The sequence below is a fragment of the Alcaligenes sp. 13f genome, assembly GCF_020496585.1.
In the GTDB taxonomy this organism is placed as follows: Bacteria; Pseudomonadota; Gammaproteobacteria; order Burkholderiales; family Burkholderiaceae_B; genus Alcaligenes; species Alcaligenes phenolicus.
In genome coordinates, this window is sequence record NZ_JAHKKC010000022.1 from 21,841 (window position 1) to 36,630 (window position 14,790).

The 14,790-nt window shown below is 55.4% G+C and carries 17 protein-coding genes; 8 read left to right on the forward strand and 9 right to left on the reverse strand.

The window, feature by feature from the left end:
* Positions 1 to 54 precede the first annotated feature (54 nt).
* The 3 genes from KOE80_RS16405 (at position 55) to KOE80_RS16415 (ending at position 2,543) form a co-directional block, all read left to right on the forward strand.
* Positions 55 to 873, forward strand: coding sequence for an EI24 domain-containing protein (locus KOE80_RS16405; RefSeq protein WP_226349521.1), 819 nt, complete (start codon positions 55 to 57; stop codon positions 871 to 873).
* Entirely contained in the window at positions 863 to 1,672 is an 810-nt protein-coding gene (locus KOE80_RS16410; protein WP_035271923.1) for a competence/damage-inducible protein A, read from the forward strand. The genes KOE80_RS16405 and KOE80_RS16410 overlap by 11 nt, the downstream gene beginning before the upstream one ends.
* 121 nt (positions 1,673 to 1,793) lie before the next feature.
* Positions 1,794 to 2,543: an IclR family transcriptional regulator gene (locus KOE80_RS16415; protein ID WP_035271925.1), complete on the forward strand. Its 750-nt coding sequence runs from the start codon at positions 1,794 to 1,796 to the stop codon at positions 2,541 to 2,543.
* A gap of 33 nt (positions 2,544 to 2,576) precedes the next feature.
* Here KOE80_RS16415 and KOE80_RS16420 read toward each other — a convergent pair whose 3' ends face one another.
* A complete protein-coding gene (locus KOE80_RS16420; RefSeq protein ID WP_009460090.1) occupies positions 2,577 to 2,789 on the reverse strand; it encodes a hypothetical protein in 213 nt (70 codons plus the stop codon).
* On the opposite strand from KOE80_RS16420, the gene phaP reads away from it, so the two are divergent.
* Positions 2,788 to 3,387 carry a TIGR01841 family phasin gene (gene phaP / locus KOE80_RS16425; protein WP_009460089.1) on the forward strand — a complete coding sequence of 200 codons (600 nt, stop codon included), beginning with the start codon at positions 2,788 to 2,790 and terminating at the stop codon, positions 3,385 to 3,387. The genes KOE80_RS16420 and phaP overlap by 2 nt on opposite strands.
* Positions 3,388 to 3,521: 134 nt before the next feature.
* Here phaP and KOE80_RS16430 read toward each other — a convergent pair whose 3' ends face one another.
* The 6 genes from KOE80_RS16430 to KOE80_RS16455 form a co-directional block, all read right to left on the reverse strand.
* Positions 3,522 to 4,556 (reverse strand): quinone-dependent dihydroorotate dehydrogenase, encoded by a 1,035-nt coding sequence (locus tag KOE80_RS16430; protein ID WP_060186980.1) that lies wholly within the window; start codon positions 4,554 to 4,556, stop codon positions 3,522 to 3,524.
* Between the two features lie 21 nt (positions 4,557 to 4,577).
* Positions 4,578 to 5,300 (reverse strand): arginyltransferase, encoded by a 723-nt coding sequence (locus tag KOE80_RS16435; RefSeq protein ID WP_226349522.1) that lies wholly within the window; start codon positions 5,298 to 5,300, stop codon positions 4,578 to 4,580.
* Positions 5,301 to 5,348: 48 nt separating this feature from the next.
* Positions 5,349 to 6,077 (reverse strand): leucyl/phenylalanyl-tRNA--protein transferase, encoded by a 729-nt coding sequence (gene aat / locus KOE80_RS16440; protein ID WP_083053156.1) that lies wholly within the window; start codon positions 6,075 to 6,077, stop codon positions 5,349 to 5,351.
* A gap of 2 nt (positions 6,078 to 6,079) precedes the next feature.
* Positions 6,080 to 6,670 (reverse strand): NUDIX hydrolase, encoded by a 591-nt coding sequence (locus KOE80_RS16445; RefSeq protein ID WP_009460085.1) that lies wholly within the window; start codon positions 6,668 to 6,670, stop codon positions 6,080 to 6,082.
* Between the two features lie 20 nt (positions 6,671 to 6,690).
* Positions 6,691 to 7,293, reverse strand: a complete 603-nt coding sequence (locus tag KOE80_RS16450; RefSeq protein ID WP_226349523.1) for a DUF2946 family protein — start codon at positions 7,291 to 7,293, stop codon at positions 6,691 to 6,693.
* Positions 7,294 to 7,404: 111 nt separating this feature from the next.
* Positions 7,405 to 7,962 (reverse strand): MarR family winged helix-turn-helix transcriptional regulator, encoded by a 558-nt coding sequence (locus tag KOE80_RS16455; protein WP_021446953.1) that lies wholly within the window; start codon positions 7,960 to 7,962, stop codon positions 7,405 to 7,407.
* An 840-nt stretch (positions 7,963 to 8,802) separates the two neighbouring features.
* On the opposite strand from KOE80_RS16455, the gene aspA reads away from it, so the two are divergent.
* The 3 genes from aspA to hppD all read left to right on the forward strand — a co-directional run bounded on the left by aspA (position 8,803) and on the right by hppD (position 12,463).
* A complete protein-coding gene (gene aspA, locus KOE80_RS16460) occupies positions 8,803 to 10,221 on the forward strand; it encodes an aspartate ammonia-lyase (RefSeq protein WP_009460082.1) in 1,419 nt (472 codons plus the stop codon).
* Between the two features lie 147 nt (positions 10,222 to 10,368).
* Positions 10,369 to 11,118: a sulfite exporter TauE/SafE family protein gene (locus tag KOE80_RS16465; RefSeq protein ID WP_226349533.1), complete on the forward strand. Its 750-nt coding sequence runs from the start codon at positions 10,369 to 10,371 to the stop codon at positions 11,116 to 11,118.
* A gap of 268 nt (positions 11,119 to 11,386) precedes the next feature.
* Positions 11,387 to 12,463, forward strand: a complete 1,077-nt coding sequence (gene hppD, locus KOE80_RS16470) for a 4-hydroxyphenylpyruvate dioxygenase (protein ID WP_026484753.1) — start codon at positions 11,387 to 11,389, stop codon at positions 12,461 to 12,463.
* A gap of 98 nt (positions 12,464 to 12,561) precedes the next feature.
* Here the strand turns inward: hppD and KOE80_RS16475 are convergent, their stop codons facing one another.
* Complete coding sequence (locus KOE80_RS16475; protein WP_009460080.1) at positions 12,562 to 13,695, reverse strand: HPP family protein; 1,134 nt, start codon at positions 13,693 to 13,695, stop codon at positions 12,562 to 12,564.
* 55 nt (positions 13,696 to 13,750) lie between these two features.
* A complete protein-coding gene (locus tag KOE80_RS16480) occupies positions 13,751 to 14,191 on the reverse strand; it encodes a hypothetical protein (protein WP_009460079.1) in 441 nt (146 codons plus the stop codon).
* A gap of 127 nt (positions 14,192 to 14,318) precedes the next feature.
* On the opposite strand from KOE80_RS16480, the gene gspG reads away from it, so the two are divergent.
* Entirely contained in the window at positions 14,319 to 14,789 is a 471-nt protein-coding gene (gene gspG / locus KOE80_RS16485; protein ID WP_203145521.1) for a type II secretion system major pseudopilin GspG, read from the forward strand.
* Position 14,790: the final 1 nt, after the last annotated feature.

A 14,790-nucleotide genomic window follows, 5' to 3' on the forward strand; every position in this document is an offset into this window, starting at 1 on the left:
GAAGCGACTGTGTCTATGATACTCGGGTAATCGATTTTGCTTAGCAGGAGCAGTATGTCCGTATCTTCGTCTGCCCCATCGCGATCGGGCCCTGCTGGTGGTTGGGCCAGCATCTCCATCGCCTTCAAGCGTTCTTTGGTGTCGCAATTTCAGCCACGCATGCTGGTGGCCCTGGTCATGCCTTTCCTGATCATGTTTGTGGGCCTGATTTTACTGAGCTGGCTATTGTGGACCCCCATTCAGACCTGGTTGCTGGAGCTGCTGGGGGGCTGGAATGCCTTTGAATCCGTGGATCAGTGGTTGGTGGGCTTGGGCCTGTTCTCGCTGAAAGTGTATCTGGCGCCCTTGTTGGCTTTAGGCATTTTGTTGCCTCTGGCCGGTGTGTTGGGCCTGATTATTGCCGCTGTGCTGGTCATGCCTTTGGTCCTGGGCCATTTGCAGCAGAAAGACTATCCCGATCTGGTCAAGCAAGGCCACAATGCCACGGTCTACAGCGTCTGGAACGCGGTGTGGGTGGGAACCTTGTTTGTAGTGGGTTGGCTGGTCACCTTGCCGTTATGGATTTTTCCTCCTTTTGCGCTGATTTTGCCCGTGCTGTGGTGGGTTTTTGCCCTGACGCGCATGTTGCGGGTGGATTCCCTGGTTGAGCACGCGAATGTGCAAGAGCGCAAGTATCTGTGGTCCCGTCTGAATAGCCAGTACTGGTTGATCGGTCTGATCTTTGCCCTTTTGAACCTGATTCCACCGGCCTGGCTGGTCTTGCCTGTGTTCTCGGCTCTGGTATTTGCCCACTTCTCTTTGGAAAATCTTCGTCGCCTGCGCCAGCACGAGGCAGCAGCGGCTTCTACTACGCTTATTGACCATGACAACTAAGGATCAAGCCATTATTCGTCTGATTATTATTGGCGACGAAATCCTGTCGGGACGTCGCTACGATAAACACTTTTCAAAACTGATCGAGCTGCTGGGGGCCAGGGGCTTGCAACTGGGGGGCGCCCAGATCATCCCTGATGACCTGGATACGATTGCCGCCACCCTGCAGCGCAGTTTTGCGACGCCGGATATTGTGTTTTGCTGTGGTGGGATTGGTGCGACACCGGATGATCAAACCCGCCAGGCGGCGGCCAAGGCTTTGGGTGTGGAGCTGAAGCTGCATCCCGAGGCCGCAGCCTTGATTGCTGAGCGCTGTGCTGAAAATGAGCGTAATGGCGTGGGTAGTGCAGATATGTCCTTGCCCGAGAACCAGCAGCGCCTGCAGATGGGTGTGTTCCCGGTGGGTGCCGAAATTGTGCCCAACGTCTACAACAAGATTCCCGGTTTTTTCATTCACAATCACACCTTCATGCCGGGTTTTCCTGTGATGGCCTGGCCTATGATGGAGTGGACGCTGGATACTCGCTATCGGGAACTGCACCATCTGGCTCATCGAGTCGAACACTCTTTCCTGGCCTTTAACTTGCCAGAGTCGCGTATTACGCCGGCCATGGAGCATGTAGAGTTGAATTGGCCAGGTGTGAAAGCGTTTAGCCTGCCCAGCGTGGGGGAAGCGGGCGGACAGCCACATATTGATCTGGGCGTTAAAGGGGAGCCGGAACCGGCGGCAGAGGCCTTGGCCTATTTGCGCCAGCAGGTGCTGGACTTGGGCGGGAGCTTGAGCCCTGCGCTAAAATAGCGCTTGCCAAGCGCGCGACCATTTCATATTATGGAATTTGTTGCGTTGCATCATAATTCTCCTAATAATGACAACAAATTCCTTTACGCCCTCAGGCGCGTCGTCAAACAATGGTGGTCAGATGTCGATCCAGGTTCTGGAACGCGCCATGATTCTATTGGACGAACTGGCCAAGCAATCTGAGCCAGTGGCATTGAAGAATCTGGCGGCTGCAACTGGCCTGCATACCTCAACCACTCACCGTATCCTGAACGATCTGGTGGTGGGACGTTATGTGGAGCGCGTGGACAGCGGTTTATACCGACTGGGCATGCGTTTGCTGGAGCTGGGCTCCCTGGTTAAAGGCCGTCTGAATGTGCGTGCGGCTTCCCTGGCCCCCATGCGCGAGCTGCACAAGTACACCGGACAAACGGTGAATCTGTCCTTGCAGCAGGGCGATGAAATTGTCTATGTGGAACGTTCCTGGAGCGAGAGCTCGGGTATGCAGGTGGTGCGCGCCATTGGTGGCCATGCACCTTTGCATTTGACCTCGACCGGCAAGCTGTTTCTGGCTTCCTGGGAACCGCGTCAGGTGCGGGCCTACGTCATGCGTACCGGCCTGGCCGGTGCTACCCGTAACAGCATTACTCAACTGGAATTGCTGGAGCGCGAATTGGCGCAAGTTCGTCGTCTGGGCTATGCCCGCGATAACGAGGAGCTGGAGATGGGTGTGCGCTGTATTGCGGCTGGTGTGTATGACGACACCGGCAAGCTTTTGGCCGGTCTGTCTTTATCTGCTCCGGCCGAGCGTTTGCACGATGACTGGATTCCCGTTTTGCTGAATACCGCCGCTAAAATTTCCGAAACGCTGGGATACGACAAACAGCGTTAAGTCTGTGTTTTAGTGTTGTTTTTCCAGTCTTGATTACAAGTCCATGACGGTTTTGTTGCAGCGCAACAAATTACGTTGACTTTGTTTTGGATAGCGCTTAAAGTTGAATTGTTGCGGTGCAACATAGAAGGTTTGCCTTGCGTAGTTGCGAATGGGCCGGGCCTTCTTCAGACCCTTGTCTAGTAACACTGACACTAATTTCACGCTGGCTTGACCCAGGCCACGTATCTCCAAGGAAAACATCATGAGTGCTATTCCACAAAACGTACTGGAATCCCAACAAGCTACTTTGAACAACCTGTTCGCTGCTCAAGGTCAATTGCTGCAAGGCTTTGAAAAGCTGGTTGGTCTGAACCTGAATCTGCTGCGCAGCTCGCTGGAACAAGCGGCTGGCCAATCCCAGCAAGTTATCAACGCCAAAGACGTGCAAGACGTTGTGGCCCTGTCGCAAAGCGTGGCCAAGCCTAATGCTGCCCAGGCTCTGGAATATGGCAAAAGCGTTTACGACATCTTCTCCGATCTGCAACTGAACCTGTCGCGCATCGCTGAAGCTCAACTGGCTCAAGGTCAACAGCACGCTGCTGACGCTATCGACCAGCTGGCCAAAAACGCACCTACCGGTACCGAAAGCGCTGTTGCTTTGCTGAAGTCTTCCTTCGCCACGGCCTCCAACGCGGCTGAAACCGTTGTCAAGGCTGCTCGCCAAGCTGCTGATGCTGCTGAAAGCAACATCCAGGCTGCTACCAACGCCAGCCTGAAAGCTGCTGCTCAAGTTACCGAAGCCAGCAATAAAACCGTTGAAGCGGCTGCCGCTGCGGCAACGGCTGCTACCAGCAAGAAGTAAGTCTTTGCTGGTCTGATTTAATCAGGCGCTAAAGAAAAAGCCAGCTCATCGAGCTGGCTTTTTTCTTGCTTGCCGTGCCAGTAGTGAACTTGCTTCAGGATGCTAGTGCCCGCGTCACGCGGGCACGATGCGTTTTACAGGGCGCGAATGCACTCGGAGATCAGGGCGGGGCCTTTGTAAATCAAGCCGGTATATAGCTGTACTGCTTGGGCTCCGGCCTGGATCTTTTCCTGAGCCTGACGGCCAGATTCAATACCACCCACACCAATAATCGGGAAGTCGGGGCCTAGTTGCTCGCGCAGACGACGAATGACGTTCAAGGATAATTCGTGCACGGGTGGGCCGGACAAACCGCCTTGCTCCTGACCGTGACGCAAACCCTGTACGGCATCGCGCGACAAGGTGGTATTGGTGGCAATAATGCCGTCCAGACCTTGCGAGGGTACTGTGTCCGCAATGGCATCAATTTGCGATTGATCCAGGTCAGGAGCGATTTTCACCACGATAGGCACATAGCGTTGGTGCTCTTGTGCCAATTCCGTACGTAGCGCTTGCAAGGAACCGAGCAGACGGGCCAGTTCATCCTGAGCCTGCAGCGCACGCAGATTTTGCGTGTTGGGTGAGGAGATATTCACAGTGACGTAATCAGCGTGGGGGTAGACCGCACGCAGACACGTCAGATAGTCCTGATCGGCCTGCTCAATGGGGGTAGTCGCGTTTTTGCCAATGTTCAGACCCAGAATGCCGCCTTGCGAGCGGAACTGGCTTTTGCGCACATTATCAATAAAGGTATCCAGGCCGTGGTTGTTAAAGCCAAAGCGATTGATCAGGCTATTGGCTTCAGGCAAGCGGAACAGGCGTGGCTTGGGATTGCCGGGCTGCGCTTTCGGGGTCACTGTGCCAACTTCGACAAAGCCAAAGCCCAGTGCGCCCAGGGCATCAATATGCGCGCCATTCTTATCCAGGCCTGCGGCCAGACCCACAGGATTGCGCAGCTTCAAACCCATCAGTTCCAAAGGCTTGCTGGGCAGGTCTTTCAGCAAACTGCCCAAAATAGGAGTTTGGTGGGCGCAATGCAGGGATTTCAGAGTCAGTTCGTGAGCGTGTTCAGCATCCAGACTGAACAGCACCCGGCGAGCCAAGGGATAAAGGCTGAATAGGGCAGACATGGGGATCGATAAAAGAGGACGTTAAGCCAGCCATTCCCAACGGCCTTTTATCAGGAGCTGGTAGGGGCGAAAGCGGGTTTTGTAGGCCATTTTACGGCTTTCTTCGATCCAGTAGCCTAAATAGAGCCAGGGCAGGGATTGTTGACGGCAATAGTCCAACTGCCAGAGCACGGCGTAGGTGCCCAGGCTGCCGGTGTCGTCGGGATCAAAAAAGGTATAGACAGCGGAGAGTCCGTCTTGCAGCACGTCGATGACGGCCACAATTTTCAAGGTACCGTCGGGCTCACGAAACTCCAGCAGACGCGAAGTGACATGGCTGGCCAGCAGAAACTGGGCGTACTGGGACTGGTCGTCCTCGTCCATGCCGGCGCCGGGGTGTCGACTGGCCTGGTAACGGCGGTACAGCTCGTAGTGTTCGGCATTCCAGTGCAGGGGCAGATCTTGTACGACCAGATTGCCGTGGCGTTTTTTGGCACGGCGCTGGGCTCGGTCGGGCTGAAAATGCAGGGTGTCACAACGCAGGGGCAGGCAAGCGCGGCACTGGTCGCAATAGGGGCGATAGGTGAAGGTGCCGCTGCGTCGAAAGCCTTGCTGGACCAGCTTGGAGTAAACCGTGTCGTTAATCAGGTGAGCAGGAGCGGCAACCAGCGAGCGTGCCTGTTGTTCTGGCAGGTAACTGCAACGATAGCTGGCCGTGGAATAGAATTGCAGCGTTTGGGAACTGGGTGCTTTGGGATAATTCATGCGACTCTGCCAAGCGTGATAGAGCCATTATGGGATGCTCGCGCCAGCCTAGCAAGTTGGGGGCAGGCCTAGTTGCAATGCCCCGCGCGGCCAGACCGGGCTGGGTTGATCTTTGGCCCAGGCCAGGGCAGCCATAAAGTCTTTCCGGGGGATGGGGCTGGCACCCAGACTGGCCAGATGCGATGTCTCTTGCTGGCAGTCTATATACGGGATGCCCGCGAACTTCAGAAACTCCACCAGATGGGCCAGGGCGATCTTGCTGGCATCGGTTTGCAAGGCAAACATGGATTCGCCAAAGAAAAAGCGGCCCAGATTCACCCCATACAAACCGCCGACCAGCTTGCCGTCCATCCAGGTTTCTACGCTGTGGGCGTAGCCACTGTGGTGCAAAGCTGTATAGACCTGCTCAATATCCGGGCTGATCCAGGTGCCGGTCGCACTACGTTGGGCGGCGCATTGGCCTATGACTTGCTCAAAGGCCAGATCGCAGGTGACTCGGATAGGGGCGTCGTCCTGATCTTGCTGCCGTGCAATCTGGCGCAGTTTTTTGCCCAGGGAGCGGGAAATCTTGAATTGATCGACCTCCAGCACCATGCGCGGATCAGGAGACCACCACAGAACCGGGTCGCCAGGGCTGTACCAGGGAAACATGCCCTGGCTATAGGCTTCCAGGAGGCGTGGAACGCTTAAGTCCAGACCGGCAGCCACCAGCCCTTCGGGGCTGGCGTGTTCAGGGCTGGGCAGGGCCTGATCAGGAGCGACCCATACAAGCGACATGATCAGCCGTGGTCGCGGGGGGCGATATCAAATTCGTGAATCTGGAAGCGGCCTGCCTTGTGGTCTTCGACGTAACGCTCCAGGGTGGCGGTTACGGTGCGAAAAGCCAGGTTGTCCCAAGGGATGTCGTCCAGGTGGAAGAAACGGGCTTCCAGGGACTCCGGACCGGGGTCCAGCACGTCGCTGATGACTTTGGCCAGGTAGTACACGTGAACTTGTTCAGCGTAAGGCACGCTGATAACGGTAAAGAGCGGGCCGGGTTCGACTTGCGCACCCGCTTCCTCGCCCATTTCACGCAAGGCGCCTTGCCCCAGCGTTTCGCCCAGCTCCATGAAACCGGCGGGCAAGGTCCAGGTGTTGTAGCGCGGCTCGATGGCGCGACGGCACAGCAAGACCTGATCGTCCTTCCACATGGGCACAATACCGACCACATTGCGGGGATTCTGGTAGTGCACCGCGCCGCAATTTTCGCAGACATCACGCATGCGGTTATCGTCCGGGGGCACCAGGCGTGTCAATTTGCTGCCACATTGATTGCAGAAGTTTTGCGTGCGTGGGGCGGGGAAATAGAAAGAGGCGGATGGCTGGGTCATGCAGATTCTGTGATGGCGGTTCAAATGGGATCGGGTTCTGGCAAAACAATATACGCCAATTCCTCGGCGGGCGACACGCAGGACGACCAGACTGTCAGGGAACAGGCTTGTGGGTACGCGGGCAAGGACCAGCCTTCGCTGCGCTGGGCTTGCTCCAGATCCAGACTCTCCAGGCCGTGTTGATCTGTGCGTAACTGATCCAGCAGGGCAGGAACATCACGGCCCGCCAACAAGGCCGGGCCTGCGGAGCTGCGCAAATAGAGCCTGCCCTCAGCGCTGATGTACCAGGCCTGAATAGTTTCAACGGGACGGCCAGTATGGTCTTGCAAATGGGCTTGATCCTGGGCCAGGGAAACAATCAGTGGGGCCGCGTCCAGACGGACATAAACACGTTGCGGACCATTCTGGATAAACCAGCGGCCTTGTTCATCCGCCTGATAATTACGGTTGAAAAATGCCAACAAACCCTGGTGGGCAATGCGCTCGCCCACTTGCCCTGGGTGCTGGTTAGCATCGCCAGCCGGGTGATGACGCCAATGACCAGACTGATCTAAAGAGATATACCCGCTGACAGCGGGCACATTGGGCCATTTTTTCATGGCATCCATAACAGCAGCATCCATAAGTTTCAGCCTTGCAGGGACGAAAACAAAGGGTGGCACCGATACGGTTGCCACCCTTGACGGTGTAGGGTCGACGACAAGGTCGACCCAGGGGCAAGGCGAGTTTGTGCCTTAAGCCATATAACTGCGCTGCATGGTTCCGGGGATGGTGTGCGAAAGAGGCTTTTCAACTTTGATTTCCGGTGTGTCGTTGCCTTGCAGGGCTTTGGATAACAAATTGGACAAGCGTTCGCGCACGTCTTGGGGCACATGACTAAATACGCCCGATAGCCACTCGATGTAATAGGGCAGCAGGTGCTCGCACAACTCTTGTCCGGCCTCGGTGAGTTTAACAGTGAGCACGCGGCGGTCCGAGGTATTGTTCTGGCGTACCAGCAATTGCTGCTGTTCCAGCCCGTCGAGCAGGCCGGTGATGGTGGCGCGGGTCACGCCAGCTTGTTCTGCCAATAGCGCGGGGCTCAGGCCAGAGGGTTGGCGGCTAAGCAAGAACAGTAGAACCAGACGTCCTTCGGACAGACCAAATTCGTTCAGAACAGAGCTGGAAGCGCGATTAATGCTGGAGGCCAGCGACAGAACGCGTAAACACAGTTCGATATCCTCGGTTTTAGGGTGGGCCTGGCGTTGGGATTCGCTCAGGATAGTTTGATATTTCAGATCGAGTAATTTCATAGTGCTGTGCCGTTAAGGAGTGCGCGGCAAAGAGCAGTAGTTATTTAGAAAGAATCAATAAAACCCAATAAAAACGGGTTTGCTTTCTTTTATTACTGAGCCGCTGCTTTTAATGTGGAAATTTATCTTATTTTTTAATTCCATTTTTACTGATTTAAACATCTTTTATTGATTAAGAATTTTCATTTAGTAAAATAAGACCGGTTTTTTTCAGTATAAGCGGCTATGGGTTTACAGAATAGTCGTAAAGCCTGTGTATACTCTTTTGCCTTCCTTTTTTTCTCAAACTGCAAGGTTTCCGGACTTCCTATCCAGGCAGCATGGGATGATTTTTGATCTTGTGTTGTGAGTCTTATGGCTTGAACGCATCAAAATGATGCAAGCGCGCAACGCTCGTGTCCAAAGCGCCAGACTCTTGTTACAGACATGATGAGCGAGCTATATCGGAGATACACCGCTAAATTAAGCGAGTTTTCAACTGTCAGTCAGGAAGACAAGGCGGCCCAACTCAAGAAAAACCGCAAAACGACGTGCATGTGAGCGCTCGGCGTTTACAATGTTCAAAGCGCTTCCCGAGCTCGACGATGCCTTCAAAAAAGGCGGTTGGATCATTCACCCCGCTTGGCGGATTGCAATAGAGGCCCGTTTTTTACGGGCCTTTGCTTTCCGGAATTGGATACAAGCATTATCCAAAGCTTATTAGCGGTATTTGCCAGCATGTCCCCGAGCCCCTGCCAAGTTCGCAAGAAATGGTAGGGCTTTGTTCCGTTTGTAGTCCGGGATTGAGTATGAGGCGTATCAAAAAAGTCTTGCTATCGTTATTAAGGAAACGAAGGAATTATGAGTCAGTTCCGTATCGAACATGATTTGCTGGGAGACCGCCAAGTCCCCGATGAAGTCTATTATGGTGTTCATACCTTGCGTGCCAAGGAGAATTTCCACATTACCGGTACGCCTATTTCAACTTACCCGGAACTGATTAATGCTCTGGCGCTGGTCAAGCAGGCAGCTGCTCAGGCCAATTTCAAACTGGGTTTGCTGGAGCAGGATAAGCACGACGCCATTGTGGCTGCATGTCAGGCCGTACAAGCGGGCAAGTGCCATGAGCATTTCGTGGTAGACATGATTCAGGGCGGCGCAGGTACCTCGACCAATATGAATGCCAACGAGGTTATCTGTAACCTGGCCTTGGAACATATGGGTCACAAGCGCGGCGAGTACCAGTATCTTCACCCCAATGAAGATGTGAACATGGCCCAAAGCACCAACGATGTCTATCCAACGGCTTTGCACCTGGCTGCCTACCGTTCGCTGGACCCGCTGTTTGCCGCCATGGAACGTCTGCGCGACGCCTTCCTGAAAAAGTCCGAGGAATTCTCCTCGTACATGAAGATTGGCCGCACTCAGTTGCAAGATGCTGTGCCCATGACCCTGGGTCAGGAGTTCAACGCCTTTGCCACCATGATCAACGAAGACATCGTGCGTCTGAAAGAATCGCGCAAGCTGATGTGTGACGTGAATCTGGGCGGTACGGCTATTGGTACCGGCATTACGGCTCACCCTGAGTATGCTCAGCTGGCTGTGGCTGCCTTGTCCGATCTGTCCGGTGTTCAACTGCGTGTCTCTGACGATTTGATCGAAGCCACTCAGGATTGCGGCGGTTTCCTGCACCTGTCGGGTGTGTTGAAGCGCGCTGCCGTCAAGCTGTCCAAGCTGTCCAACGACTTGCGTCTGCTCTCCAGCGGTCCTCGTGCTGGTATGGGTGAAATTTGTCTGCCCGCCGTGCAAGCTGGTTCGTCCATCATGCCCGGTAAAGTCAACCCCGTGATCCCTGAAGTGGTCAACCAGGTTGCCTTTGAAGTGATTGGTGCCGACATGACCGTGACCATGGCTGCTGAAGCCGGTCAGTTGCAGCTGAACGCGTTTGAGCCTGTGATTATTCACTCCTTGCTGCGTAGCATGGCTTTGTTGAGCAATGCTTGCGACACGCTGACCCAGTTCTGCGTGGTAGGTATCACTGCCAACCGTGAATGCCTGGAAAGCAATATCGAGCGTTCCATTTCCCTGGTCACCGCCTTGAACCCGTTCATCGGTTACAAAGCGGCTACCTCGGTTGCCGCCGAAGCCTTCCAGACAGGTACCAATATTCGTGACGTGGTTCTCAAGCGTGGTTTGATGGATGCCGAGACCCTGAATGACGTGTTGCGTGCCGAATCGCTGATCCAACCTCGTGATCTGCGTGCTGCTGACCCAGCCTGAACCAATCTGAACCAGGCCTGATTGGCCAGTCTTGGCCGACGCCGGTAACAGTTTGGGAAGCCTCCATTGTGGAGGCTTTTTTCTGCCCGCTCGATTCGTAAAGAGAGATACTGTCGCTTGTCTACAGGCAAGGAGCAGCGGGGGATGATGGAGTCGGTTTACTGGGCGGTGGCTGTTGGCGCCATTGTGGCGGGTTTTGTGCAGGGTTTGTCGGGCTTTGCCTTTGGCATGGTGGCCATGTCCTGCTGGGCCTGGTTTCTGGAGCCTCAACTGGCGGCGGTGCTGGCGGTATGCGGTGCCTGGACAGGGCAGATGATTGCCGCCTTCACCCGGCGGCGTACCTCTTATTGGCAGATCCTGTTGCCGTTTCTGGCCGGCGGCCTGATTGGTGTGCCTTTGGGGATCTATTTGCTGCCTTTCCTGGATGCAGCCGTATTCAAGGCGTTTTTAGGAACCTTGATGGTGATCTGGTGCCCGATCATGCTGATGTCCAGCCGTTTGGGCCATGTGAGGGTGCGTAGCCGTCTGGCCAATGCCGTGTCGGGTTTGATAGGCGGCATCATGGGCGGGCTCGGTGGGATGACGGGGGTGATTCCTACCTTGTGGACCACCATGACCGGGCTGCCCAAAGATGAGCAGCGCGCCGTTATACAAAACTTCAATCTGGCGACCTTGTCGGTAACTTTGCTGGCCTATATTGCTTCCGGTTCTATTCTGCTGTCCATGTTGCCGTCTATAGGACTGGTGATGCTGGCTGTGCTGATCCCTGTGCTGGCGGGCGCGCGCCTGTATGTGGGCATTAGCCAAAGCACGTTTCGAGCCCTTGTTTTAAGTCTGCTGACCCTGTCCGGCATTGCGATGCTGGTCTCTTTGGTACCCCAGCTGCTGGCGCGCTAGAGCAGGTGATTGAAGCCTCTAGGGTAATGCTCTATATCGAAAAAAGGCCTGTTTACCTGATAATAAATGTCGGCGATGGGAATGCATTTCGGCTTCCCGCCCACTGGAGCTGAGCCTGTGAGGTTTCTGGGATTTCAATTGTTGTTTGGTGATCACTTGGCACGCAGTGTGCGTGGGGTATCCTGCGCGCCCCCCTGCAAGGCTTGAGCCCAAGTTTCAAGGCGTTTTTACGCCATCTTTGATTACCTGATTGCAACTGGAGTCTGCTATGACTGACTTGTTCGAAAATCCAATGGGCCTGATGGGCTTTGAGTTCATCGAATTTGCCGCTCCCCAGCCTGGTGTGATGGAACCTGTCTTCGAGATGATGGGGTTCACCAAAGTGGCGGTACACCGCTCCAAGAAAGTGTCCCTGTATCGCCAGGGCGAGATCAACCTGATCCTGAATGAAGAGCCCAAGAGCCACGCGGCTTACTTCGCCGCCGAGCATGGCCCTTCGGCCTGCGGCATGGCGTTCCGGGTGCGCGATGCGCAAAAGGCCTACGAGCGGGCGCTGGAACTAGGTGCCCAGCCTGTCGATATTCCTACCGGACCGATGGAACTGCGTCTGCCTGCCATCAAGGGTATTGGTGGTGCCCCTCTGTACCTGATCGACCGTTTTGGTGAAGGCAACTCCATCTACGATATTGACTTCGTTTACCTGGACGGCGTGGATCGTCATCCTGTGGGCGCAGGCCTGAAAGAGATCGATCACCTGACCCATAACGTGTATCGCGGCCGCATGGCTTACTGGGCCCAGTTCTATGAGCACCTGTTCAACTTCCGTGAGATTCGCTATTTCGACATCAAGGGCGAATATACCGGCCTGACGTCCAAGGCCATGACCGCCCCCGATGGCAAAATCCGCATTCCCCTGAACGAGGAATCTGCCAAGGGCTCGGGCCAGATCGAAGAATTCCTGATGCAGTTCAATGGTGAAGGCATTCAGCACGTGGCTTTCCTGACCGACGATCTGATCGCCTCCTGGGACAAGCTCAAGGCCATGGGCATGCGCTTTATGACCGCACCGCCACAAACCTATTACGAGATGCTGGAAGGCCGCCTGCCTGCACACGGTGAACCCACCGCAGAACTGCAAAGCCGTGGCATTTTGCTGGACGGAACATCGGAAGGTGGCCACCGCCGTCTCTTGCTGCAGATTTTCTCTGAAACCTTGATGGGCCCCGTGTTCTTCGAGTTCATTCAGCGCAAGGGCGATGATGGTTTTGGTGAAGGCAACTTCAAGGCCTTGTTTGAATCCATCGAGCGCGATCAGTTGCGCCGGGGTGTCTTGCAGGCCGAGTAACAAGGTTCTGCGCCTGTGCTAGACACACGGGTGCCGATCTGTCCCCACTGTTTGGCGATGGCAAGCAGTGGGGATTTTTTTGGGCTGAATCTTTATATTCAGTCCTGCTTGCCGCGTGGTGGCTGCAGGATTCTGAACAGCTCCAGCATCAGGTCAGATTGGGTAATCATGCCTACCAACTCTTTATGGTCATTGACCACAGGCATGTGACGGTGGCGGCCCTGGCTGAACAAGGGAATCAGCTCTGCCACCGACCAGTTTGCGTTGGCGGTGACGGCAGGCGCAGTCATGATCTCGGCCACTGTGGGGGCTGCACGTTGTCGGGGGCTCAAGAAGCGCTTGAGTCGCTGGCGCAGATTATCCGGCTGATCCAGTCCGGCGCGTTGCAAGAAGTCCGACAGGGCCAGGATGCCAATCACGTGCTTGTTCTGATCCAGCACGGGCAAGGCCTTGATCTTGCGCTCGCGCATCATGTCCCAGGCTTGCTGCAAGGGCGTACTGACCAGGCAGGACAGAGGCGCATCATTCATCAGGGTGGAGCAGCGGCGTGTGCCCAGATTGCGTCGGAAGGCAGACTGGTGCACATAGCTGACCAGCTTTTCCAGATCATCGTGGCTGATGTTCAGCGTCTGGTTGTAGTGGCTTAAAGCCGCATCGTAATCCTGGTCCGTAAAGCGGGCTGGCGTGGCGGCTGGGCGTGTTGCGGGTTTATGTACCGGCGGATAAGCCACGCCGGTCAGGCGGTTGTACAGCATGCCCAGAAGGATCAGCACGCAGGAGTCAAACAGCACCGGAAACAGGACGAAGTCGTAGTTCTGAATACCATTCAGAGCGGGAAAGACCGCCATTGCCAGACTGGGAGGATGCACGCAGCGCAGGGCCAGCATGATGGGCATGGCAACGCAGACGGCCATCGTAATGGCAGCAATCGGATGAGGGAGCAGCACTGCGCAGGTAATGCCTGTGAGTGCGCCCACCAGATTGCCCAGCAATATGTTCCAGGGCTGTGCCAACGGGCTGCTTGGCACCAGAAAAATCAGCAAGGCGCTGGCAGCCAGGGACGCCACCAACCAATGATGCGTATGTGCAAAATCCGACAGGTACAGGCTAAGAGAGGAAACCAACAACACGCTAAGCGTGGCGCCTAGCGTCGCACGCAGCATTTCAGGGCGTGCAATGGCCAGCGACTTGGGGCGCAGGCTGTCAAACCAGTGACGAAGTAAAGCAGGCATACCCACCAGGGTGAAGAAGAAAGACAGCTTTAAATCATACTGCTAACTCTTCAATTCAGGGCTTAGCCCCTTGCTGGATACCGGGAATGATGGCGGGGCCTTTGCGCTCGGTGGCGATTTGTTGAGGCACGGCATCTACCGTAATCACAATGTGTTCGCGTTGCAGCGAATCCAGCAGCACACCCGGTGCCAGCTCCTGGCCAGGGCGATACGCACGTACCGGCTGTTGATTGATGCTGAGCAGGGCTGCCCCCGACTGGCCGCTTACGATCATGCCATGCAAACGCAACTCGGGCAGCGCGGTGCTGCCTCCAAACCACTGCGCAATTTGCTGCGTGCTGATCTGTTCGCGGTGGTCTTCTTCCAGTACTGGCGCAATGGTCCCATCCGAGGGCAGGAACAGGTTGATCAGCAAATTGATCAGGGCCAGAGCGATACCGGCCTGACACAGACGCAACCAAAGATGTGACGGAAATATGGCGGAAATAATACCCATTTAGACTGCATCGCATAGTGCTTTGGCAGACGGCCGAGATGGCTGTCTTAAGGGCTCTTAGTGTGCGTGTGCTGCATGAAGCCCGTATGACAAGAGCTTGGGTTTTTTTGGGTAGCTTATTTCCTTCATGTCTCGATCTACTTTATCTCGCTGTCCGGCACGCCGTTTGGCCGGCTCTGTTCAGTCCCGCGCTCAACAAGGTTTTTCTCTGATTGAGGTCATGGTGGTGGTGGTCATCATGGGCATTATGGCGGCCCTGGTTGTCCCCAGTCTGATGGACCGTCCCGATCAGGCACGTGCCGTCGCCGCTCGTCAGGATATTGCTGCCCTGACACAGGCCCTGAAGCTGTACCGTCTGGATAACGGCCGTTACCCCAGTACCGCTCAAGGTTTGGCGGCACTGCATCAGCGTCCCACCCAGCCTCCCGAGCCACGCAACTGGCGTCCTTATATGGACCGCCTGCCCAACGACCCTTGGGGCAATCCGTACCAGTATCTGCAACCCGGCGTTCATGGCGAGATTGATGTGTTCTCGCTGGGGGCGGATGGGCAGGCCGGTGGGTCGGGCAGTGATGCCGACATAGGCAATTGGGACTGAT